This is a genomic window from Vibrio pacinii DSM 19139, from assembly GCF_000711795.1.
In the GTDB taxonomy this organism is placed as follows: Bacteria; Pseudomonadota; Gammaproteobacteria; order Enterobacterales; family Vibrionaceae; genus Vibrio; species Vibrio pacinii.
Genome location: NZ_JONH01000001.1, coordinates 465,955 through 487,098, shown reverse-complemented (window position 1 = coordinate 487,098; position 21,144 = coordinate 465,955). Strand labels below are relative to the sequence as shown.

Genomic DNA, 21,144 nt, shown 5'->3' with positions numbered 1-21,144 from the left:
TTAGTTGATTGACAACGGCTGTGCTGCAAAACTATGCCCTACTTTGGGAACAAATGACCACAAAAAACCCATATCGACATCGTCATTTAATTTAGGACATGTTACAACGAATGGATAGTAGAGAGAGCCAACCCACCTAGCAAATAAACATAATTCGGTATTTTTGAATTGTAATAAAAAAGATCCCTGTGTTGATGGTATTCTCCTAAACGTATAGCTATCCAAGTTATCCACATTACCCAAATTATTAATATCACAAGTGGATGCATAGGGAACTCTGGCTCCTTCATATTTAATACATGATTTTTTTGCTTTATTATACAGAATAATACCTTCATGAGTTAATTTTGGATTCCAAGTTGAATGTTCTAAATAATATGGATCTAAATAATATGGTTCCTGAAGCTGAATTCTATAATTGTTGTTGTAAGCAACGATTAATGTCCCATATTTATGAGACATTATACCTATGTCACTTTCCAATCTAAAATTATCAACTGCATAAGCATTGTTATAAATAAAATAAAGTAGTGTAAAAATAAATTTCATAAATCACCTAAATAAATAGTTGATGACTTTTAATCACTGCCTCTTATTGTACATCACAGCTATGTGGTCTGATCTAAATTCTGGTATTATGTTTGACTGCAGTGCATTCAACAATATACTGTTCCCTGATATTCTACCTGCTACAGTGTAGTTTAGCGTCCTTGGTGTTTGTGATAAATGAGTGGTTTCATTGGGAGCGAAAATAGTCAATTCTGATAAAAGGTTAGGGTATCGCTCCTCTAATCGTTGGCGTAGAGTGTCTGGTTCTACGTTATAATCACCTAAAATGAGGAATTGCGATGATTGCAGATTGTTATCAATAAAATATTGCCTTATTCTTCGTATAATTCCTACTGCATCAGAGCCTCCTCTAGCAGAGGCATGAATCGAAAAAAAATAAACACCATCTACCTGAATTCCTAATATAGGTCTTACTGCCGGATATGAGGCAGATGGAGGAAGAATGATAACTTGACTTGCTCTACTTGCAGAAACGATTGCCACATTGACACGGCCAGCACCAGTATCATGATCGATATGGTAAACGTACCTTCGAATTGGATCGTCACTTGCACGAGTTCTTATATTCCAAGCGTGCTCTGTAAGAATTCCATGTATAAATCTTCCACCAACAAGGGGGAGCCCAGTATGACTTCCAGGAGTGGGTAAACGTGCCATCTCACGGATGCTGGGTATATGGCCAGATTCTTGTAAGCTCAACACATCAATTTGACCATCTGTCACCATACGTCTTACTTCATTCGTCCATCTACTCCCTATATCTCCAGCTGCGCCTTGCATATTCCAATTTCCAGTTCTAAAGTCTCTAATATCCTTAGAGGCTTGAACACTTCCAAAATAAAGGAAAAATAGAATAATTATAGCCGTTATATTTTTACTTGCTAGGAACATAAGCATCTCCAAATATAGGAATAAAGGACCATAAAAATTTCGAATCGACCTCACTATTAAGAGGTGGACAGGTCTCCATATATGGATAGTAATGTGCCCCTCCCCAAAGTGTAGTTATGCAGTAATGTGTATCTTTGAAATTTAATAAAAATGCTCCATTATTTGTAGCTATTCGCTCAAGATATTGTTTTTCGTAGTCAGATTTACAGGGGTTCTGTATTATAGGTTCACTTGGCCCTTGTGCTCGTTCTATACACATCTCGGTATCTCTACTCTTTAGTTGCACATGAGCCCCTTTCGTATACCACACCTCCCAATGACTGGTAGATATATATGTTGGCGAGCTGAGATAATAAGGTTCATCGGCATCAAGAGTAGATCCGGCTTCTTTATAGTAAGTATAAATTAAAGTCCCATACTTATTGGACATTATGGATACATTATTTCCTTCCACATACCAATTAGCATATGAAAAAAAGGAAATAAAAATGAATAATAAAATAATGACAAATATCATACCTTAATTTTCCATTGCGATTTAAATTTATGTAATTCTGATTTTTATTATGATGTCAGTGGTTAATTTTATGGTGCTACGATTTCTATTCCTGTAATGTAGTAAGAGTCAGTAGTGCAAATATTAACAAATAATTTATTATCAAATGCGTATTGTGCTAGTTTGAATATTTCAGAACGAGGAATAACTTTATTATATCCTTCCCTTAGATCTAAATTGTACCAGTTGTTGTCAATTAGGAGGTTCATAGCATATGCATTATTTTCTGTGGAAGTATTAATGGCTTTTATACGCTTTGATTCATGAAAAAAACTAGCATTACATAACCCTAACAGGCTTTTTCCAGGATAAGCGTATACATTATTTATTGTGCATAAAAAGAACACAGTGACTAATATGGGGGTCGTTTTTTTCATAAAATAAATCTCCATTCTAGATACAGAATCAATTCCGCGTATTTTAGACTGTGATAATAAATCAAGAGCTATTTTAATTTGGATAAAAAAGAAAATAAAACACCATTAAGTTTTAGTATTCTTACAACCAACGATTTATGATCAGATAATCAAATATGGTTATATTATTGACTTATATACCCATATTTTTCCAACATTTTAGGTGAAACGTTGTTTTTCAAAATAGTACAATCATTCGTTTATTGATTAAGTGGTTATTTTTGAAGAAAGTGAGTCTCACCAATGAGATGATAGTACCAAATTAGAACAACGGACGAAGATTTCTATTTAGCATTGAGGTTATGTCCTGATCTTCATCGCTCTTTTCTAGCTAGATAGGCTTACATAAGTTGATATTAATCATTGTTTAAGGGAAGAGTGAGCCAGCGATAAATTACGCTGGCTCTGAACTATATTGTGAAGTGAGGTTGGTTGTTCAAAAAGTACTTTTACTTGCTGTTGAGGTAATCAAGTACCACTTGATGGTGGTCTTTGGTTTTAAATTTATTGAATACGTGTTCAATCATGCCTTGCTCGTCGATAAGGAAGCTAATGCGATGTAAACCATCGTAAATTTTTCCCATAAACTTCTTCTCGCCCCACACACCAAACTGCTCGGCAACGGCATGATCTTCATCTGAGAGTAGGGTGAAGTTGAGTTGATCGCGTTCAATAAATTTACCCAAGCGTTTTACCGGATCAATGCTCACACCAAGAACCACTACATTGTGTTGTTCTAATTGAGCCTTAACGTCACGTAATCCTTGCGCTTGAACAGTACAGCCTGGCGTCATGGCTTTAGGGTAAAAATAGAACAGGACTTTTTTGCCCTTAAAGTCGCTTAATGTGACGGTTTCGCCATTTTGGTCAAGAAGAGAGAACTCAGGAGCGGGAGTGCCTGCTGTCAGCGTGTTCATGAAGATTCCTTTTTATTGACTGTTTTTTATGAAATTGAGTGACCCCTGAACTTCGAGCGAGTGACACAGTGTGTCGAACTCTTCTTGAAGTTGCATCAGATTACATTCTGATTCGACCGTCGCGGTGATGGCGATGTGAAACTGATTATTTTCGGAGCCGATTTTATTTTTATCAATGGTTTGAGCACTAAGTGATGAAAGACCTATTTCTTTCGCAGCAAAAAAGTTGGTGAACTTTTCTGTTAGCCCAGGCTTGTCTTCAGACTCAACGAACACTTCGAGTGTGTACGTATGGTCGAGATGAGCGTGTGGAGAGGTACGTTTCATAATTGTGATCAGATCATGCTGTTGTCCAAGTAATGGAAGCGTCGTTTCGACTCGAGTGGTCGCCGAGTTAGAACCAGAAAGTAGCATAATCAGGGTAAATTCGTTGCCAAATAAAGCGATACGACTGTCAACAATGTTGCATCCAGACTGAGTGACCAGGTGCACAACTTGGTTGCATACGCCTGGGCGGTCGGTTCCTACCGCTGTAATCACGAGATGTTGAGTCATAGTTTCACTCTTATCAAAGTTATGTTTATTAGTCGTTTAGCTTAGCACAGAAGCGCGTGATAAAAATGACCTTCGAACGTTTTCTCGGTTGAGTTGGCGGGATTTTGAGTCATGCCAATATAGGCAAGAAATTATCACTTGCGACTGACACAGCGTGAAATAAGAGGCGTAATTTGCCAAATATCTAACATCTGATAAATATTCATTCATTTAGGTGATTTAAGCGGCGTTAAGCGCTTGTCTTTTTCAATCGCCTTACAGTACCATGCGATTAGTAACTATTTTAGGGAGAAGGACATGTTTTCAGGAAGTATTGTAGCGTTAATTACACCATTTAATCTCGATGGCGAAGTCGACTACGTGAGCCTGAAGAAGCTGGTAGACTACCATGTCGCCGCGGGCAGTAATGGCATTGTCGCTGTCGGAACGACCGGTGAATCTTCTACGCTGACGATTGAAGAGCATGTCAAGGTGGTAATGAAGACCGTCGAATTTGCCGATGGCCGAATTCCTGTGATTGCTGGTACGGGGGCAAACGCTACTCATGAATCGGTGACATTCAGTCGTTTGCTTAACAACTCAGGTATCGCGGGTTGTTTAAGTGTTACCCCATACTACAACAAACCAACACAAGAAGGTTTGTATCAGCATTACAAGGCCATTGCTGAAGAGAGTGATGTTCCCCAGATTCTATATAACGTCCCGGGTCGCACTGCAGTGGACTTGCTTCCTGAAACCGTCGCGAGATTGTCACAGATTGACAGCATCGTTGCGCTAAAAGATGCCACTGGCGATTTAAGCCGAATTTCAATTCACCGTGAACTTTGTGGCGAAGATTTTATCTTACTAAGTGGTGACGATTCGACAGGCCTTGATTTTGTCAAGCAAGGTGGTAACGGTGTGATTTCAGTCACGAATAATATTGCTGCACAAGACATGGCGACGATGTTCCGTCTAGCCAGTGAAGGTAAGTTCGATGAAGCGGAAATCATTAACCAACGCCTGATGCCTCTGCACAAAAATCTGTTTGTTGAGTCGAGCCCGATTCCAGTTAAGTGGGCAGCACACCAAATGGGTCTGATTGAGCACGGCGGTTTACGCTTACCTTTGACCGAGCTCTCCGTGCAGGCTCGACCAATTGTGACGCAAGCAATGACGGATGCGCGCATTGTCTAAATATGAAGAGACCTTGCCGGAAGTGATTCCGGCAAAATACGATCAGGAGTTTCAATGAAATTTTCTCACCAGCTAGTTCTCAGTTCACTAGCTGTTTTTGTTTTGAGCGCATGTTCAGGTGGTGCAAATCAGCGTCGTCAGGCGAAAGATGATTTTGAATATCTCGATACGCCAGCGTCGAAAGAGTGGAACTTACCACAAGATGCCGAACCACAGTTTTACCCTAACTATCGAATCCCTCAAGGTGAGTTCGCTGGTGGTATTGGCCGTGAAGTGGATATTCGTCCGCCGCAACAAATCCTAGAACTTATTCCAGGTGCTAGAGCCGAGCATAAGCAGGGAGAAACCACCTTATGGTTATTACGCGAAGATGAAGTCGATAAAGTGTGGCAAACCGCGCTTGAGATGATCGAAGAGCAAAATATTACCATTCGCCAGCAGACATTGACGCTTATCGAGACCGACTGGGTTAGTTGGGTTGCTGAAGATGAAGATGTTGAACTTGGTGCGCGTTACCAAATTGACCGTGTTTCTGCGGGTGGTCGCCATGGATTTAGAATATCACTGGTTGATTGGCGTGAAGGGGGCGAAGTAAGACCAGTCACGGCAACCAATAAGGAGCGCTATAATGCTCTGATGACCAACTTAGTGACAGCACGCTACGATTTAGACATCCGAGAGGAAGCGGCACGTAAAGCCGAGCAATTAGTTAAGAACATACAAGTGACCATGGGCTCTGACCGCAGCGGTTTCCCCGTGATCATTGCGCGTTCACCTTACAACGTGTTGTGGAATCGCCTGCCGAACATCCTGCCTGCGATGGGCTTTACGCTTGAAGAGCGTAATCAATCTCAGGGCACGGTTAAAGCTAAGTACGCGGCGCCTGATGATGAGTTTTGGGATGAAATTGGTGTGAAACCGATTAACCTTGCTCCAGGAACCTACACCTTCCTGTTTGGTGATCTTGGTAACCGTACATCGATTAACGTGACAGATTCGACGGGTAAACCGGTTGAGGAGCAGTTGCTTGAAGATATGGTGCCAGTATTCGCCGTGATTGCCGAGAAGCAAGTGCAATAAGCCATCGATCATTTATCTTGCACCACATAATAAAAAAGCTGACATCAAGTCAGCTTTTTTTGTGGCTTATCGATCGTTGCAGGTACCGTTTACAGCGTCATTGCTGCTAGCCAACCAAAGACAATTAACGGAATGTTGTAATGGATAAAGGTTGGTACAACGGTCTCCCAAATGTGCTCGTGCTGTCCATCAGCGTTCAGGCCAGAGGTTGGGCCTAAGGTTGAGTCTGAAGCTGGTGAGCCCGCATCGCCAAGCGCTGCTGCTGTGCCGACTAATGCAATGGTTGCCATCGGTGAAAAACCGAATGCCGCCGCCAGTGGCACGTAGATAGTCGCGAGAATCGGAATGGTTGAGAACGATGAACCAATCCCCATTGTCACCAATAGACCAACAACCAACATCAATAATGCCGCGAGAGGTTTATTGTCGCCAATGCTGGTTGATAAGGCTTCAACCAAAGACTCAACCCCTCCGGTTTGCTTCATCACTGCCGCAAAACCCGCTGCTGCAATCATGATAAAGCCAATCATTGCCATCATGTGAACCCCTTTTGTGAACACATCATGGGTCTCTTTCCAAGCGATTACGCCACCAAAAGTGAACACCATAAAACCAGCTAAACCACCGACAATCATTGAGCCAGTTGAGAGCTGCGCGCCAAGGGCTACGATAATGCCCACAGCAGCCACAACAATGTTTTTCTTGTTGATAGCTTTGGTGTCTTGATTAACATGAGTTAACTCAGTTTCCGGGTATTGGCGAGGTTTACGGTAAGTAAAGAAAATCGCTGTTAACAAACCAAAGATCATTCCCGCTGCTGGTAGCAGCATTGCGACAGGCACTTGGCTTGCCACGACATTCTCAAGGCCGTTGTCATGAAGGTTTTTAAGCAAAATATTGTTGAGGAAAATACCGCCAAAACCGATCGGTAACACCATGTAAGGGGTAACGAGACCAAAAGTCAGCACACAAGCAATCATGCGGCGGTCAAGGTTAAGCTTGGCAAAGACGCCTAAAAGAGGTGGAATCAAAATCGGGATAAAGGCGATGTGAACTGGAATGACATTTTGTGAAGACATAGTGACTAAGACCAGTGCGATCAGCACGGCGTACTTAAGACCAGTTGAGGCAGAGGCATTCTCTTGACCATGGATGCGTTTAATCACGCTATTGGCCAACAGGTCGGTAATACCTGAGCGAGAGATCGCAACCGCGAAAGTACCAAGCATAGCGTAGCTTAAAGCGATGGTTGCACCACCACCAAGCCCACTTTCAAATGCAGCGATTGACTGGTTGAGATCCATACCAGCGACTAAACCGCCGACGATGGCACTGAAGGTCAGTGCGACGACGACATTGACTCGCATCAGGGCTAAAGCCAGCATAATGCAGACAGAAATGACAACAGGGTTCATAATATACTCGTGAGTTGTGTTTACTTTTTATTGTGTTTATTCGGCATCTGACTCAATCAATGGCCACCCGCCAAGGGCTTTCCACTTATTAACGATGCCGCAAAAGAGCTCGGCCGTTTTTTGAGTATCATAAAGGGCTGAGTGGGCTTCTCTATTGTCAAAGTCCATCCCGGCGACTTTACATGCTTTGGCTAATACGGTTTGGCCATAAGCGAGACCACTGAGTGTTGCGGTATCGAAGGTCGCGAAGGGATGAAATGGGACACGTTTTAACTTGCAGCGTTCGCTTGCTTCCATCACGAAGCTGTGATCAAAGTTGGCGTTGTGAGCAACAATAATTGCACGGCTACAATCCGCTGCTTTTTGTTCTTTACGTACAAGTTTATAAATTTCTTTTAGCGCTTCCTCTTCTGTCACCGCTCCACGAAGTGGGCTAAATGGGTCGCGAATGCCATTAAATTCAAGCGCCTCTTTTTCTAAGTTGGCACCTTCAAAAGGAGAAACATGAAAATGAATAGTTGATGCAGGACAAAGTGTGCCGTTCTCATCCATTTTTAAGGTGACGGCACAGATTTCGAGTAGGGCATCCGTTTTAGCGTTAAATCCTGCGGTTTCAACATCAATAACAACCGGAAAGTAGCCACGAAATCGTTTTTTTAGCGTCAATGCTTCGTTTTCTATAGTCATGTGTGCTTATTTTAATGTGACAGGGCTGGCATTATTACAGATTCTTGGCGTGAGAAAAACCGTTAATCCTGTTTGAAAAAGAAACGTTGGCTATTTGTCCTATACAAATGTGTTGGCGTGCTTTTTGCTTTCTAATTTTGGTAGAGAATCGAGCGGCAACGTTGAGCTGCTCAAGCAAATAAAGAGATTAATTGCAGTATGAATAAGTTGTTTGCTACCACAGTCGCGACCGTATTAGTGTCAATCAGTACCAGTGCCGTTGCGCTGGATAAACACTATGTCGCTAAACCACAGCAATCAACGTGGCAAATGGTTGCCAATACCCCTTTGGAGTGTCGCTTAGTCCACCCGATCCCTAATTATGGTGATGCGGTATTTTCCTCGTATGCGAGTAAAAAAATCAGCCTTGATTTCGAGTTGAAAATGAAGCGTCCAATGGGAAAAACGCGTGATGTGAGTTTGGTTTCTATGCCGCCTGCATGGCGACCAGGCGAGGGGGCTACGCGTCTAAATACGATCCGATTTTTTCAACAATTTGATGGTTATGTCGGTGGGCAAACGGCATGGAATATTTTAGGCGAACTTGAAAAAGGGCGCTATCCCACTTTCAGTTATCAAGAGTGGCGCAGCCGCGATGAGCGGATAGAAGTGGGACTTTCTTCGGTGTTGTTTCAGCCGTCATACAACGTATTTAGCGACTGTATTGCTAATTTACTGCCATACAGTTTCGAGGATATCGCGTTTACCATCTTGCATTACGACAGAACCAGTGTCGAACTCAATAAACAGTCACAAAAACGATTAGCGCAGATTGCAGAGTATATTAAACACAATCAAGATATCGATCTGGTGTTAGTGTCAACGTACACGGATGCGGTTGATAGCAAAAGTGTCAGTCAAAGCTTGTCAGAGAAACGAGCTGAAGTCCTGCAAAACTATTTTAAATCGTTAGGATTGCCTGAAGACCGGATTCAGGTTCAGGGGTATGGCAAACGTCGCCCTGTTGATGACAATGCCTCTCCACTTGGCAGAGATAAAAACCGCCGCGTGGTGATCTCGCTAGGTCGAACACAGGTTTAAGACTCGTACACAGAAAAAGCCAGCAATGCTGGCTTTTTGTTTTTTGAAGCGGTTAAAGCTGTGATTAACCCGCTAAACCTGCGCTCGCTTGTTTGTTTTGGATTAGCTCAATCATATAGCCATCTGGGTCTTTGACAAAAGCGATATGGGTGGTTCCCCCTTTCACTGGGCCCGGCTCGCGCGTTACGTTGCCGCCAACGGCTTTGATCGCATCACACGTTGAGTAAATATCATCAACGCCAATAGCGATGTGACCGAATGCACTGCCTAGATCATACTCAGTCGTTCCCCAGTTGTAGGTCAGCTCAATCACTGCACCTTGCGCTTCATCTCCGTAACCGACAAACGCTAAGGTGTATTCGTACTCTTTGTTTTCATTGGTACGCAGTAGCTGCATTCCCATGACCTCGGTGTAAAACTTGATTGACTTATCCAAGTCACCAACGCGAAGCATAGTGTGTAGAATTCTGCCATTTGACATTGTCTTGCTCTCCTAATTTTCTGGGTATACTTTGTCTTTGAATTCGCAAAGATCTTCAATAATACAGCTGCCGCAACGGGGCTTTCGTGCTACACAAGTATAGCGGCCATGTAAAATAAGCCAGTGGTGGACATCGAGTTTAAACTCTTTGGGCACCACTTTAAGCAGCTTCTCTTCTACCTGATCGACGTTTTTGCCCATGGCAAACTTTGTCCGATTGGAGACGCGATAAATGTGCGTATCGACCGCGATGGTTGGCCAACCAAAGGCGGTGTTGAGCACGACGTTAGCGGTTTTTCGACCGACTCCGGGGAGCGCCTCTAAGGCATCACGATCTTGTGGAACTTCACCGCCATGTTGGTCAATCAGGATTTTACAGGTCTTAATGACGTTCTCTGCTTTAGAGTTAAACAGGCCAATTGTTTTGATGTACTTTTTTACGCCTTCAACGCCGAGATCAAATATAGCCTGTGGCGTATTCGCAACCGGATAGAGCTTATCTGTCGCTTTGTTAACGCTGACATCCGTTGCTTGTGCGGATAACAGCACTGCAATTAACAGCTCGAATGGTGTACTCCAGTTGAGCTCAGTTTGAGGGTTAGGGTTATTCTCCCTTAAACGTTCTAGTATTAATCTTCGTTTGTCTTTATTCATTTAAAGCTGCTTTCCAGTGCGAATGCCAATTTAAGGATTGGTCTGTTATGCGTTGGTAACTCGGGCGCGTTCTATGGTCTGCTTTTTCTGCTTTGGTTGACGCGCTTCAATTTGTTTATCGATGATGTTTTTCAGTGCGATGAGCAAACCAACACCAATGAATGCACCCGGTGGTAAAAGTGCGAGTAAGAAACTGTTGTCGAATTGAAACACTTCAATACGCAGTGATGTTGCCCACTGACCGAGCAGTAAATCAGCGCCGTCAAATAATGTTCCATTGCCGATCAACTCACGCATAGCACCAAGGAGGACCAGTACACTGGTCATACCCAGTCCCATCCAGAATCCATCTTGGGCGGCAGGAAGCACATCATTTTTTGAGGCAAAGGCTTCGGCGCGGCCGATAATAATACAGTTAGTCACAATCAACGGAATGAAGATGCCGAGTGATAGATAAAGACCGTAAGCGTAGGCACTCATTAACAACTGAACGCAGGTGACCAGTGCAGCAATGATCATCACAAAGATTGGAATCCGAACCTCTTTGGGCACATAGTCACGGACTAATGAGACAGTGACATTCGATCCGACTAAAACCAATAACGTGGCGATACCCAACCCCAAAGCGTTGGTGACCGTTGAAGAAACGGCCAACAACGGGCAGAGTCCGAGTAGTTGCACTAAGGCTGGGTTGTTATCCCACAAGCCATTTTTAATTAGGGTTTTATGTTCACTCATCATTGCCTCCACAGTTTAGTGGTTGAGCGAGAATTTGCTCGCGGTTGGCGTTCACAAACAGCGCGGTGTTTTTGACCGCTTTGACCACCGCTCGAGGTGTGATGGTTGCGCCTGTAAATTGATCAAACTGGCCGCCATCTTTACGTACGTTCCAATCAGCCAGATTGTCTTGTGAGACTGATTTTCCTGAGAAACCAAGAATCCAATCCGTAATACGTAGGTCGATTTTATCACCAAGTCCCGGCGTTTCTTGGTGGCTTAGGATACGTGTTCCACTAATGGTTCCGTCTTGCTTAATGCCGACAATAATCTTGATAGCACCGTTGTAGCCATCGGGAGCGATGGCTTCGATCGCGAGGGCAGAGGGTTGACCGTTCAAGCTTGCCATATAAACGGGCATCGCTGTTTGCGTACCCAATGCAGGATCGCTGACCAAGGTACAGGCCTGATAAAGATCATTGTCGTGCAGTTGATGTGGAATGACTTGATTGAGAACCGACAATAACTGCTGCTGCTCTTGGCGTTGGATCTTATCTTCAGTCAGGTAATGAGTCAGTGCGACAACACCGGTTGATGCACAGGCAAAAACGGCAAGAATGACACCATTTTTTCGAATCGCATTTAGCATGATGAATCCTTAGTGTCCGTAGGTTCTTGGTTTGGTGTAGTAATCAATCAAAGGGACACACATATTGCCAAGCAGTACTGCAAATGCCACGCCGTCGGGGAAACCTCCCCAACTACGAATAATGAAGACTATAGCACCAATAAAGGCACCAAAGATCAAACGGCCTTTGACGGTGGTTGACGCTGACACAGGGTCGGTTGCGATAAAAAATGCCCCCAGCATGGTTGCGCCTGATAACAAATGGATCAATGGTGAGGCGGTTGTCCCCGGTGCCAATAGAGCAAATAGACCACTCATAATGCTTAAGCTAACTAAGAAGCCTAGCGGAATGTGCCAGTTGATAACGCGCAGTTTAATCAGCATTAAGCCGCCGGCCAGATAAGCGAGGTTAACCCACTCCCAGCCGATACCCGCAAGACCAGAAAATTGAGGTGCAGACATGGCTTCACTGAGCGTATTGCCTGCGCGCAACGATGTTTTGAGTGAATCAAGCGGAGTCGCCATTGTCACGCCATCAATAGCCGTTCGCAGTTGTTGCAGTGATAAGCCTTCTAAATTAAAACCTGTAAAAATCAGTGAAAACGCATCACCACTTGAGATAGTTGTCGCTTGCAATTCGGTTGGAGAAATCCAACTGGTCATTTGGACAGGAAACGAGATCAATAGCACAACATAGGCCACCATCGCCGGGTTAAACAGGTTCTGGCCGATTCCTCCGTAGAGATGTTTAGCGATCACGATGGCGAAAACCAAACCAATTGCGATGATCCACCAAGGGGAAAGTGGTGGAATAGCAATGGCAAGTAGCCAGGCGGTGACTAACGCACTGTTGTCCCTTAATGCTGATGTTGGTGGACGTTTTCTCGCCACCATCACTAAGGCCTCAAGGCTCAGTGCGATCGCAATCGCCAGAGCGAGTTGAATAATTGTCCCCCAGCCAAAGAAGTAGCATTGCGCAATAAGTCCTGGTAGGGCGCACAAAGCCACCCACTTCATGAGATCAGGAGTGCTTCTGCGGTTATGCGCATGGGGTGAGCTGGCAATAAAAAAGGCCACTACTCTTTCTCCTCAGTGTGGTTTTGTTGTTCTTTGTTTGCTTTACGCGCTTTGGCGCGGGCAATAGCAGCCGCAACGGCGGCTTTCTTTGGGTCGTCGGTTGATTCGCTAGTTTCAGCCGATGGCTCTTCGGCTTGTTGCGTTTGCTCGGCTTTGCGCGCTTTGGCTCTGGCAATCGCGGCCGCAACAGCGGCTTTCTTGGCATCGCCGTCGGTTGATTCGCTGGTTTCAGCCAATGGCTCTTTGGCTTGTTGCGTTTGCTCGGCTTTGCGCGCCTTGGCTCTGGCAATCGCGGCAGCAACAGCGGCTTTCTTGGCATCGCCGTCGTTTGATTCGCTAGTTTCAGTCGATGGCTCTTTGGCTTGTTGCGTTTGCTCGGCTTTGCGCGCCTTGGCTCTGGCAATCGCGGCCGCAACGGCGGCTTTCTTGGCATCGCCGTCGGTTGATTCGCTAGTTTCAGTCGATGGCTCTTCGGCTTGTTGCGTTTGCTCGGCTTTGCGCGCCTTGGCTCTGGCAATCGCGGCCGCAACGGCGGCTTTCTTGGCATCGCCGTCGGTTGATTCGCTAGTTTCAGTCGATGGCTCTTCGGCTTGTTGCGTTTGCTCGGCTTTGCGCGCCTTGGCTCTGGCAATCGCGGCCGCAACAGCGGCTTTCTTCGCATCGCCAGCGGTTGATTCGCTGGTTTCAGCCGATGGTTCTTCGGCTTGTTGTTCTTTCTGCGCTTTGCGCTCACGAGCCTGACGTTTGCGCTCTTCACGCAACTTCGCCATTTCTGTGTTATCAGGCTCTGAATTGCCTTGTTCTAAAGCCGCTGCTTGTTTGGCTTTTGCTTTAGCAATGGCAGCCGCTACGGCCGGTTTGACTTTAGGCTCAGCGTCACTTTGCTGTGATTTTTGCGCTTTAACGCGAGCGATAGCGGCGGCAACGGCATCATCACCGCCCGATTTTTTCATCTCTTTGCGGCGATCTTGGGCCGCTTTCTTAAAGCGATTTTCTCGTTGCGCTTTATCGCGCTCCATACGTGCTTTCTTTTCTTCAAAACGAATCTTCGCTCGTTCTGCCGCTTCGGCTTCTTCTTTGCGGGTGTTTATTTCCGCTTTGGCTTGGCGATAGTACTGGACCAAGGGAATTTCGCTTGGGCAGACAAAAGCGCAAGCACCACACTCGATACAATCTTTAAGATTGAGCTCTTCGCATTTTTCATACTCTTCGGCCTTGGCATGCCATTGCAATTGTTGCGGCAAAAGTGAAGCGGGACACACATCTGCACATTCTCCACACCGGATGCAGGCCATCTCGTGGTGATCCGGTGAGATCTCGTTGCGAGTAGGTGCCAAGATACAGTTAGATGTTTTGGTGATCGGTACCTGCGCATGGGGAAGTGTAAAGCCCATCATTGGTCCGCCCATAATCAAACGCGGCAACCTCTTATCTGCTTGATAACCAAACTCGTTAAGTAGTGCTTCAACGGGCGTTCCGAGCAGCGTCCAGACATTACGTGGTTGCTTGAAAGTGTTACCAGTCAGGGTTACGACGCGTTCAATCAAGGGTTCGCCGTCGCATACTGCGCGTTTTATCGCGTACAAAGAGCCAACGTTGTGTACCAACAAACCAATATCGGCAGGAATACCACCATTGGGGACCTCTTTGTTGGTGAGGATTTTGATCAGTTGCTTTTCGCCACCGGATGGGTACTTGGTTGGAATGACACGGATGATAATGTCTTTGTGCTGAGCCGCTTGTTGAAGAGCTTTGACGGCTTGTGGTTTGTTGTCCTCAATACCAATCACGGTTAATTTGGGTTTGAGAATGTGTTCGACAATCTCAATGCCCTTAACGATCTCTTCGGCGTGCTCGCGCATTAAGCTGTCGTCTGCAGTGATGTAAGGCTCACACTCTGCTGCATTGACAATAAATACCTCGGTACGAGCATGACCAGCCTGAATTTTTTTTGCGGTAGGAAAACCTGCGCCACCCATACCAGAAACACCCGCTTGGCGGATTTTCTCGATGAGTTCTTCACCGGTATGGTCGCTAAAATTGGCCCAAGGTTGGCGTTCAATCCAGCGTTCTTCAAAGTCAGGTGTAATAACAATACACAACTCACTCAAACCTGAAGGATGCGCAGTGGTTCTTAATTCAATGGCGCTAACCGTTCCCGATGTGGGGGCATGGACAGGTAGCATAAAGCTGGTGTCATATTTAGTCAGAGCTTGGCCTTTGAGTACATGATCACCGACGTTAACGATGATCATGCCGGGTTTACCAATGTGCTGCTTTATAGGTAGCACAAGCTCATTAGCAATCTCTGCGCGCGCAATACTGGTCTTTAGTGACTGTGTTTTATTTTCACTAGGGTGAACACCGCCGGGGAAGTTCCACAGCGATCCCGATTTAATTTGTTCGATTAATGACGACATACCAGCCCTTAATTCACGTCATTCTGCTTTGGCGCAGAATTGGTAATATCAACAACAGGAATGGCGTCCATTTGCCACTTCCAATTCGCTGTAGTGGTTTCTACAGGGATCATTTCAATACAGTCTGTTGGGCAGGGAGCAACACATAAATCACAGCCAGTACATTCATCCTTAATGACCGTGTGCAGGGCTTTTGTTCCACCAACGATAGCGTCGACCGGACAGGCTTGAATACATTTGGTGCAGCCAATACACATATCTTCGTGTATGAAGGCGACCGTTTTCACTGCGTTTTCCAGGTCGTGTGCTGAGTCTGGGACATCGACGCCCATTAAGTCGGCTAGTTTTTCAATCGTTGCTTGCCCGCCCGGTGGACATTTGTTTATTTCGTCACCGTTGGCGATGGCTTCCGCATAAGGGCGGCAGCCAGGATAGCCACATTGGCCACATTGGGTTTGAGGCAAGATAGTATCGATTTGGTCAACAATAGGATCGGCTTCGACCTTAAATCGAATCGAGGCAAAACCCAGAGCGGCACCGAAAATAGCCGCTAAAGCAGCAATTGCAATAATTGCGATTAGAATTGAGCTCATTACAACTTCACCAAACCAGTAAAGCCCATAAAGGCCAACGACATCAGTCCAGCAGTGATCATCGCGATAGACGCGCCTTTAAACGGCATAGGAACATCGGCGGCGGCAATTCTTTCTCGCATCGAAGCGAATAGGATCAAAACCAACGAAAAGCCAACCGCCGCGCCAAAGCCATAAATGATTGACTCGATAAAATTGTGATTTTCATTGATGTTAAGTAAAGCGACACCAAGTACCGCGCAGTTGGTTGTGATCAGTGGTAAGAAAATACCCAATAGACGATAGAGCGTCGGGCTGGTTTTGTGCACTACCATTTCGGTAAATTGAACCACGACAGCAATCACTAAGATGAAGCTCATCGTGCGTAAATACTCGAGGTTGAGTGGGCCCAAAATGTAACTTTCAACCAGATACGCGCACACTGAGGCGAGGGTTAAGACGAACGTTGTCGCCAACCCCATTCCAATGGCCGTCTCAAGTTTTTTTGAAACACCCATAAATGGACACAAGCCAAGAAACTTCACCAGTACAAAGTTGTTGACCAGCACGGTGCCGACTAACAACAAAAAATATTCGGTCATAATTTTATATAGTAGAAATTCCGATCCTCATATTATCCTGCTTTGACTGCCTAATAACAACCAAGGAAAGATAAGGTTTTATGTTATCGAGTAAAAATTATACGAAACTGGGCTGAAAAAGTTGAGTTACCATGATTATTTCGGCGAATCACTGATGTTACTTAAATAAGGGGCTTCTAGCCGTTTGGCCAGTAAGCGCTGATAGTGGCTTAGTCTTTGAAGCTCTTAACAAATCCATCCTAAAGCAGAATATTTTGACGTGTTATCGGATTACTCAAAGATCGAAACTGTGTAGTTACCGGTGGCGACAGATACGAAAAAGCCGCGTCATTCGACACGGCTTTTTGTTGAATTTGGCTCCCCCTGCAAGACTTGAACTTGCGACATACGGATTAACAGTCCGCCGTTCTACCGACTGAACTAAGGGGGAATTGTTTTAGCGAGCGAATATTAGCTATCGAGTCGAATAGTGTCAATATTTTACCCAGCGATTTAATAAAAAAAAGCTTAAAAATTTGCTTTACTTTTCTGTAGCCCTTATCGCTAAAGGGCTATATTTACTTATCCACCAAATTTGTGGATAAGTGTGTGTATTAAACTTGAGTATGTCGATCTTTCATTACTAAAAAGATTATACACAAGTAAATAATATCTAACTTAACCTTTGTTCTATAAAGCTTTTTCGTTTTTATTTAATGTTTTTCTTTCAAGAGGAGTCTTGGATAGAAATTGTCGATATTAGCTAAAAATAAAGATAAATGTGAATATCTTGTGGGTGGTATTTTTGAATTTTTTACTGGTAGGCTCTTGCGAGGTCGAGCATGATATCAGGATTAAAGGGATTGATCTAGTTGTTCTACGTGCGTTGATGTAAAAAAGAGATTAATTTTTTAGTGAATGCTTGAGTCTGTATATTTATACAGTCACAATGGACAATGAAGTGCAACATCAACAAGAGAAAAGAGATGGGTAAAGTTTTCGATTTGGTCTCAGACTATCAGCCTTCTGGCGATCAGCCGACGGCGATTAATCAATTGTCCGAAGGGCTTGATGCTGGTTTAGCACATCAAACATTACTTGGTGTGACTGGGTCAGGAAAAACCTTCACACTCGCGAATGTCATCGCGAATGCTCAGCGTCCTGCAATCTTGTTGGCACCGAATAAAACGCTTGCAGCGCAGCTTTATGGAGAGATGAGGTCTTTCTTTCCGAATAATGCGGTTGAGTATTTTGTCTCTTACTACGATTACTATCAGCCAGAAGCGTACGTACCGACTACGGATACTTTTATTGAAAAAGATTCGTCAGTTAACGCCCACATTGAACAGATGCGCTTATCTGCCACTAAAGCTTTATTAGAACGTAAAGATGCCATTATTGTTGCCTCAGTTTCAGCGATTTATGGTTTGGGTGATCCTGAATCGTACCTCAAAATGATGTTGCATATTCGTCGTGGCGACATTATGAACCAACGCGATATTCTAAGGCGTTTGGCTGATCTGCAATATAGCCGTAATGATGTGGCGTTTGAGCGTGGTCAATTTCGCGTGCGCGGCGAAGTAATCGATATATTTCCTGCCGAGTCGGATCAAGATGCGGTTCGTATTGAAATGTTTGATGATGAAATCGATTGTATCAGTGTGTTTGATCCATTGACGGGCGTGGTTAACCAGCGCGATTTAGCTCGCTACACTATTTATCCTAAGACGCACTATGTGACACCCCGTGACAGAATGCTTGAAGCAATTGAGCATATTAAGATTGAACTTGAAGCGCGTAAAAAGCACCTGTTGGATAATAACAAACTATTAGAAGAACAACGTATTTCCCAGCGAACCCAGTTTGATATTGAAATGATGAATGAGCTCGGTTTCTGTTCTGGTATCGAAAACTACTCGCGTTATTTAAGTGGTCGTAATGAGGGCGAGCCGCCCCCGACGCTGTTTGATTATCTGCCACATGATGGCTTGTTGATTATCGATGAGTCTCATGTGACAGTGCCGCAAATTGGCGCTATGTATAAAGGTGACCGCTCTCGCAAAGAGACCCTAGTTGAATTTGGTTTCCGTTTACCTTCAGCACTTGATAACCGACCACTGAAATTTGAAGAATTTGAGTCACTTGCTCCGCAGACGATTTTTGTCTCGGCTACACCGGGTAACTATGAGTTAGAAAAATCAGCGAATGATATCGCTGACCAAGTAGTGAGACCCACAGGGCTACTTGACCCTGAAATAGAAGTTCGTCCGGTCGCGACTCAGGTTGATGACTTGTTATCTGAAATTCGCATTAGAGCGGTAAAAGATGAGCGAGTGCTGGTGACGACATTAACCAAGCGTATGGCTGAGGATTTAACGGAATATCTCACCGAACATGATGTAAAAGTGCGTTATCTGCACTCAGACATTGATACCGTCGAGCGTGTTGAGATTATTCGTGACTTACGTTTAGGTGAATTTGATGTTTTGGTTGGGATCAACTTATTGCGCGAAGGACTCGATATGCCTGAAGTGTCGTTGGTTGCGATTCTTGATGCGGATAAAGAAGGTTTCTTGCGTTCAGAGCGCTCATTAATTCAGACCATTGGTCGCGCGGCGCGAAATGTGGCAGGTAAGGCGATTTTGTATGGTGACCGGATCACTAAGTCGATGGGGAAAGCCATCGATGAAACCAATCGACGTCGTCAAAAGCAGCAAGATCATAATGCCAAAATGGGCATTGAACCTCAGGCGCTGAAACGAAACATAAAAGATATTATGGAGCTTGGCGACATCACTAAGGGTAAAAAACAGCGCACGAGCAAAGCGGTTCCTCTGTCTAAAGTGGCTGAACCTTCACAAAGCTATGATGTAATGACGCCACAAGAGTTAGATAAAGAAATCCGTAGACTTGAAGCACAAATGTATCAGCATGCTCAAGATCTGGAGTTTGAATTGGCGGCAGGAAAACGCGATCAAATTGACAAGCTACGCCAACAGTTTATCGCCAACAGTTAAGTGTCAGCCAGACAAAAAAATAGCCAATAGCAAGGATCCTATTGGCTGTTATTTGTGAATACTATGTTCACTAACAACGTCAGTTGGCTAGGTGACCCAGAAGGGTCATTGTTAGAGTCTGCATAGACTGTGCCAGTCGCTAAGCGATAAAAAAGGCGGTTTTCTCAAGCTAAAAGCGACTTTTTGAGCGAAATATTTGCAAATTGCAAAGCCTAATGCAATGATTTGTACATAATGCAAATTAAAATATGGCTAGGTTATGCAACAAGTAGTATCTGATCAGAAAGCAAGATATTTGCTGATGGTAGAAGATACAGCGTCGGTCGCGGCACTGTATCGCTCTTATCTCACTCCACTACAAATTGATATCAATATTGTCGGTACGGGTCGTGATGCGATTGAAAGTCTCAATTTTCGAACCCCTGATCTCATCTTACTCGATTTACGTCTACCTGATATGACTGGTATGGATGTTCTTCACGCGGTGAAAGAGAAGAATCCTGATGTGCCAGTGATCTTTATGACGGCGCACGGTTCGATTGACACGGCGGTTGAAGCGATGCGTCATGGCGCACAAGACTTTCTTATCAAACCATGTGAAGCGGACCGTCTTCGCGTTACCGTTAACAACGCCCTGCGCAAAGCCAACAAACTCAAGAATGATGCGAACAGTTCCGGCAGTCAAGGTTATCAAGGTTTTATCGGTAGCAGTCAAACGATGCAAGCGGTTTACCGCACGATTGACTCTGCCGCGAGTAGTAAAGCAAGTATCTTCATTACTGGTGAGAGTGGTACGGGTAAAGAGGTGTGTGCAGAAGCCATTCATGCCACGAGCAAGCGCAGAGACAAGCCATTTATTGCCATTAACTGTGCGGCGATCCCGAAAGATTTGATTGAGAGTGAGCTGTTTGGTCATGTCAAAGGCGCATTCACTGGCGCAGCAACCGATCGACAAGGGGCTGCTGAACTTGCGGATGGCGGAACGCTGTTCCTCGATGAATTGTGTGAAATGGACCTTGAACTGCAAACCAAACTACTGCGTTTTATTCAGACGGGGACCTTCCAAAAAGTCGGCTCATCTAAGATGAAGAGTGTCGATGTTCGTTTCGTTTGTGCTACAAATCGTGATCCTTGGAAAGAAGTTGAAGAGGGGCGTTTTCGTGAAGATTTATACTATCGCCTCTACGTGATTCCTTTGCATTTACCTCCTTTGAGAGAAAGAGGAGAAGACATCATTGAGATTGCTTATTCTCTGCTTGGTTATATGTCCAAAGAAGAAGGTAAAGACTTTGTGCGCCTCGCTCCTGAGGTTGTAGAGAGATTTGCTCGCTACGAATGGCCGGGCAATGTGCGCCAATTGCAAAACGTGCTGCGTAACGTCGTGGTGCTCAATAATGGTCGAGAAATTACCTTAGACATGTTGCCGCCACCACTCAATCAACCCGCAAAAAGAGAGATTAGAGTACCGCTTAGCGTCAATAATGATGTTGTCTCGGTTCAAGATATTTTCCCGTTATGGTTAACCGAGAAAAACGCGATTGAGCAAGCGATAAAAGCGTGTGATGGCAATATTCCCAAGGCTGCTGGATACCTTGATGTTAGTCCTTCGACACTGTACCGTAAACTGCAATCATGGAATGTGAAGGAAGCATAA

The 21,144-nt window shown here is 44.6% G+C and carries 21 protein-coding genes and 1 tRNA gene; 5 read left to right on the top strand and 17 right to left on the bottom strand.

The window, feature by feature from the left end:
* The 6 genes from BS19_RS02090 to BS19_RS02065 form a co-directional block, all read right to left on the bottom strand.
* Positions 1 to 549, bottom strand: coding sequence for a hypothetical protein (locus tag BS19_RS02090; protein ID WP_038173028.1), 549 nt, complete (start codon positions 547 to 549; stop codon positions 1 to 3).
* Between the two features lie 33 nt (positions 550 to 582).
* A complete protein-coding gene (locus BS19_RS02085; RefSeq protein ID WP_038173027.1) occupies positions 583 to 1,461 on the bottom strand; it encodes a cytolethal distending toxin subunit B family protein in 879 nt (292 codons plus the stop codon).
* The gene (locus BS19_RS02080) at positions 1,445 to 1,978 is read right to left on the bottom strand and encodes an RICIN domain-containing protein (protein ID WP_038173026.1); all 534 of its coding nucleotides are present in this window, start codon (positions 1,976 to 1,978) and stop codon (positions 1,445 to 1,447) included. Before BS19_RS02080 ends, BS19_RS02085 begins: the two co-directional genes overlap by 17 nt.
* Positions 1,979 to 2,046: 68 nt before the next feature.
* Positions 2,047 to 2,394 carry a hypothetical protein gene (locus tag BS19_RS02075; protein WP_038173025.1) on the bottom strand — a complete coding sequence of 116 codons (348 nt, stop codon included), beginning with the start codon at positions 2,392 to 2,394 and terminating at the stop codon, positions 2,047 to 2,049.
* A 488-nt stretch (positions 2,395 to 2,882) separates the two neighbouring features.
* The gene (bcp, locus tag BS19_RS02070; protein ID WP_038173024.1) at positions 2,883 to 3,350 is read right to left on the bottom strand and encodes a thioredoxin-dependent thiol peroxidase; all 468 of its coding nucleotides are present in this window, start codon (positions 3,348 to 3,350) and stop codon (positions 2,883 to 2,885) included.
* Positions 3,351 to 3,362: 12 nt separating this feature from the next.
* Entirely contained in the window at positions 3,363 to 3,905 is a 543-nt protein-coding gene (locus tag BS19_RS02065) for a glycine cleavage system transcriptional repressor (RefSeq protein WP_038173023.1), read from the bottom strand.
* 297 nt (positions 3,906 to 4,202) lie between these two features.
* Between BS19_RS02065 and dapA the strand changes: the two genes are divergently transcribed.
* Positions 4,203 to 5,081 carry a 4-hydroxy-tetrahydrodipicolinate synthase gene (gene dapA, locus BS19_RS02060; protein WP_038173022.1) on the top strand — a complete coding sequence of 293 codons (879 nt, stop codon included), beginning with the start codon at positions 4,203 to 4,205 and terminating at the stop codon, positions 5,079 to 5,081.
* Between the two features lie 54 nt (positions 5,082 to 5,135).
* Positions 5,136 to 6,161, top strand: a complete 1,026-nt coding sequence (bamC, locus tag BS19_RS02055) for an outer membrane protein assembly factor BamC (protein ID WP_038173021.1) — start codon at positions 5,136 to 5,138, stop codon at positions 6,159 to 6,161.
* A gap of 89 nt (positions 6,162 to 6,250) precedes the next feature.
* Here the strand turns inward: bamC and BS19_RS02050 are convergent, their stop codons facing one another.
* A complete protein-coding gene (locus BS19_RS02050; RefSeq protein ID WP_038173019.1) occupies positions 6,251 to 7,576 on the bottom strand; it encodes a Na+/H+ antiporter family protein in 1,326 nt (441 codons plus the stop codon).
* Positions 7,577 to 7,612: 36 nt separating this feature from the next.
* On the bottom strand, positions 7,613 to 8,263 hold the full coding sequence (rnt, locus tag BS19_RS02045; RefSeq protein WP_038173018.1) for a ribonuclease T: 651 nt from the start codon (positions 8,261 to 8,263) through the stop codon (positions 7,613 to 7,615).
* A 198-nt stretch (positions 8,264 to 8,461) separates the two neighbouring features.
* Between rnt and motY the strand changes: the two genes are divergently transcribed.
* On the top strand, positions 8,462 to 9,343 hold the full coding sequence (gene motY / locus BS19_RS02040) for a flagellar protein MotY (RefSeq protein WP_038173017.1): 882 nt from the start codon (positions 8,462 to 8,464) through the stop codon (positions 9,341 to 9,343).
* 64 nt (positions 9,344 to 9,407) lie between these two features.
* Here motY and gloA read toward each other — a convergent pair whose 3' ends face one another.
* From gloA to BS19_RS01995, 9 genes are all read right to left on the bottom strand, one after another.
* The gene (gene gloA, locus BS19_RS02035; protein ID WP_038173016.1) at positions 9,408 to 9,824 is read right to left on the bottom strand and encodes a lactoylglutathione lyase; all 417 of its coding nucleotides are present in this window, start codon (positions 9,822 to 9,824) and stop codon (positions 9,408 to 9,410) included.
* Positions 9,825 to 9,836: 12 nt separating this feature from the next.
* Complete coding sequence (gene nth / locus BS19_RS02030) at positions 9,837 to 10,478, bottom strand: endonuclease III (protein WP_038173015.1); 642 nt, start codon at positions 10,476 to 10,478, stop codon at positions 9,837 to 9,839.
* 45 nt (positions 10,479 to 10,523) lie between these two features.
* Positions 10,524 to 11,216, bottom strand: a complete 693-nt coding sequence (locus BS19_RS02025; protein ID WP_038173014.1) for an electron transport complex subunit E — start codon at positions 11,214 to 11,216, stop codon at positions 10,524 to 10,526.
* Positions 11,209 to 11,844, bottom strand: a complete 636-nt coding sequence (rsxG, locus tag BS19_RS02020; protein ID WP_038173013.1) for an electron transport complex subunit RsxG — start codon at positions 11,842 to 11,844, stop codon at positions 11,209 to 11,211. Before rsxG ends, BS19_RS02025 begins: the two co-directional genes overlap by 8 nt.
* A 9-nt stretch (positions 11,845 to 11,853) precedes the next feature.
* A complete protein-coding gene (rsxD, locus tag BS19_RS02015) occupies positions 11,854 to 12,900 on the bottom strand; it encodes an electron transport complex subunit RsxD (RefSeq protein ID WP_038173012.1) in 1,047 nt (348 codons plus the stop codon).
* Positions 12,900 to 15,320 (bottom strand): electron transport complex subunit RsxC, encoded by a 2,421-nt coding sequence (gene rsxC / locus BS19_RS02010; protein WP_038173011.1) that lies wholly within the window; start codon positions 15,318 to 15,320, stop codon positions 12,900 to 12,902. The genes rsxD and rsxC overlap by 1 nt, the downstream gene beginning before the upstream one ends.
* Positions 15,321 to 15,328: 8 nt before the next feature.
* Positions 15,329 to 15,913, bottom strand: coding sequence for an electron transport complex subunit RsxB (gene rsxB / locus BS19_RS02005; protein WP_038173009.1), 585 nt, complete (start codon positions 15,911 to 15,913; stop codon positions 15,329 to 15,331).
* Positions 15,913 to 16,494: an electron transport complex subunit RsxA gene (gene rsxA, locus BS19_RS02000; protein WP_038173008.1), complete on the bottom strand. Its 582-nt coding sequence runs from the start codon at positions 16,492 to 16,494 to the stop codon at positions 15,913 to 15,915. Before rsxA ends, rsxB begins: the two co-directional genes overlap by 1 nt.
* A gap of 354 nt (positions 16,495 to 16,848) precedes the next feature.
* Positions 16,849 to 16,924 (bottom strand) — tRNA-Asn (locus BS19_RS01995).
* Between the two features lie 535 nt (positions 16,925 to 17,459).
* On the opposite strand from BS19_RS01995, the gene uvrB reads away from it, so the two are divergent.
* Both uvrB and luxO read left to right on the top strand, forming a co-directional pair.
* Complete coding sequence (gene uvrB / locus BS19_RS01990; RefSeq protein WP_038173007.1) at positions 17,460 to 19,490, top strand: excinuclease ABC subunit UvrB; 2,031 nt, start codon at positions 17,460 to 17,462, stop codon at positions 19,488 to 19,490.
* A gap of 259 nt (positions 19,491 to 19,749) precedes the next feature.
* Positions 19,750 to 21,144 carry a quorum-sensing sigma-54 dependent transcriptional regulator LuxO gene (gene luxO / locus BS19_RS01985; protein ID WP_038173006.1) on the top strand — a complete coding sequence of 465 codons (1,395 nt, stop codon included), beginning with the start codon at positions 19,750 to 19,752 and terminating at the stop codon, positions 21,142 to 21,144.

What these genes read in the sequence shown, in the direction of transcription:
- gloA (WP_038173016.1), bottom strand. Translation starts at nt 9,824, where the DNA reads ATGTCAAATGGCAGAATTCTACACACTATGCTTCGCGTTGGTGACTTG.
- rsxB (WP_038173009.1), bottom strand. Translation starts at nt 15,913, where the DNA reads ATGAGCTCAATTCTAATCGCAATTATTGCAATTGCTGCTTTAGCGGCT.
- BS19_RS02050 (WP_038173019.1), bottom strand. Translation starts at nt 7,576, where the DNA reads ATGAACCCTGTTGTCATTTCTGTCTGCATTATGCTGGCTTTAGCCCTG.
- bamC (WP_038173021.1), top strand. Translation starts at nt 5,136, where the DNA reads ATGAAATTTTCTCACCAGCTAGTTCTCAGTTCACTAGCTGTTTTTGTT.
- motY (WP_038173017.1), top strand. Translation starts at nt 8,462, where the DNA reads ATGAATAAGTTGTTTGCTACCACAGTCGCGACCGTATTAGTGTCAATC.
- BS19_RS02085 (WP_038173027.1), bottom strand. Translation starts at nt 1,461, where the DNA reads ATGTTCCTAGCAAGTAAAAATATAACGGCTATAATTATTCTATTTTTC.
- luxO (WP_038173006.1), top strand. Translation starts at nt 19,750, where the DNA reads ATGCAACAAGTAGTATCTGATCAGAAAGCAAGATATTTGCTGATGGTA.
- rnt (WP_038173018.1), bottom strand. Translation starts at nt 8,263, where the DNA reads ATGACTATAGAAAACGAAGCATTGACGCTAAAAAAACGATTTCGTGGC.
- BS19_RS02065 (WP_038173023.1), bottom strand. Translation starts at nt 3,905, where the DNA reads ATGACTCAACATCTCGTGATTACAGCGGTAGGAACCGACCGCCCAGGC.
- BS19_RS02075 (WP_038173025.1), bottom strand. Translation starts at nt 2,394, where the DNA reads ATGAAAAAAACGACCCCCATATTAGTCACTGTGTTCTTTTTATGCACA.
- rsxA (WP_038173008.1), bottom strand. Translation starts at nt 16,494, where the DNA reads ATGACCGAATATTTTTTGTTGTTAGTCGGCACCGTGCTGGTCAACAAC.
- rsxC (WP_038173011.1), bottom strand. Translation starts at nt 15,320, where the DNA reads ATGTCGTCATTAATCGAACAAATTAAATCGGGATCGCTGTGGAACTTC.
- uvrB (WP_038173007.1), top strand. Translation starts at nt 17,460, where the DNA reads ATGGGTAAAGTTTTCGATTTGGTCTCAGACTATCAGCCTTCTGGCGAT.
- nth (WP_038173015.1), bottom strand. Translation starts at nt 10,478, where the DNA reads ATGAATAAAGACAAACGAAGATTAATACTAGAACGTTTAAGGGAGAAT.
- BS19_RS02080 (WP_038173026.1), bottom strand. Translation starts at nt 1,978, where the DNA reads ATGATATTTGTCATTATTTTATTATTCATTTTTATTTCCTTTTTTTCA.
- bcp (WP_038173024.1), bottom strand. Translation starts at nt 3,350, where the DNA reads ATGAACACGCTGACAGCAGGCACTCCCGCTCCTGAGTTCTCTCTTCTT.
- rsxG (WP_038173013.1), bottom strand. Translation starts at nt 11,844, where the DNA reads ATGCTAAATGCGATTCGAAAAAATGGTGTCATTCTTGCCGTTTTTGCC.
- dapA (WP_038173022.1), top strand. Translation starts at nt 4,203, where the DNA reads ATGTTTTCAGGAAGTATTGTAGCGTTAATTACACCATTTAATCTCGAT.
- BS19_RS02025 (WP_038173014.1), bottom strand. Translation starts at nt 11,216, where the DNA reads ATGAGTGAACATAAAACCCTAATTAAAAATGGCTTGTGGGATAACAAC.
- BS19_RS02090 (WP_038173028.1), bottom strand. Translation starts at nt 549, where the DNA reads ATGAAATTTATTTTTACACTACTTTATTTTATTTATAACAATGCTTAT.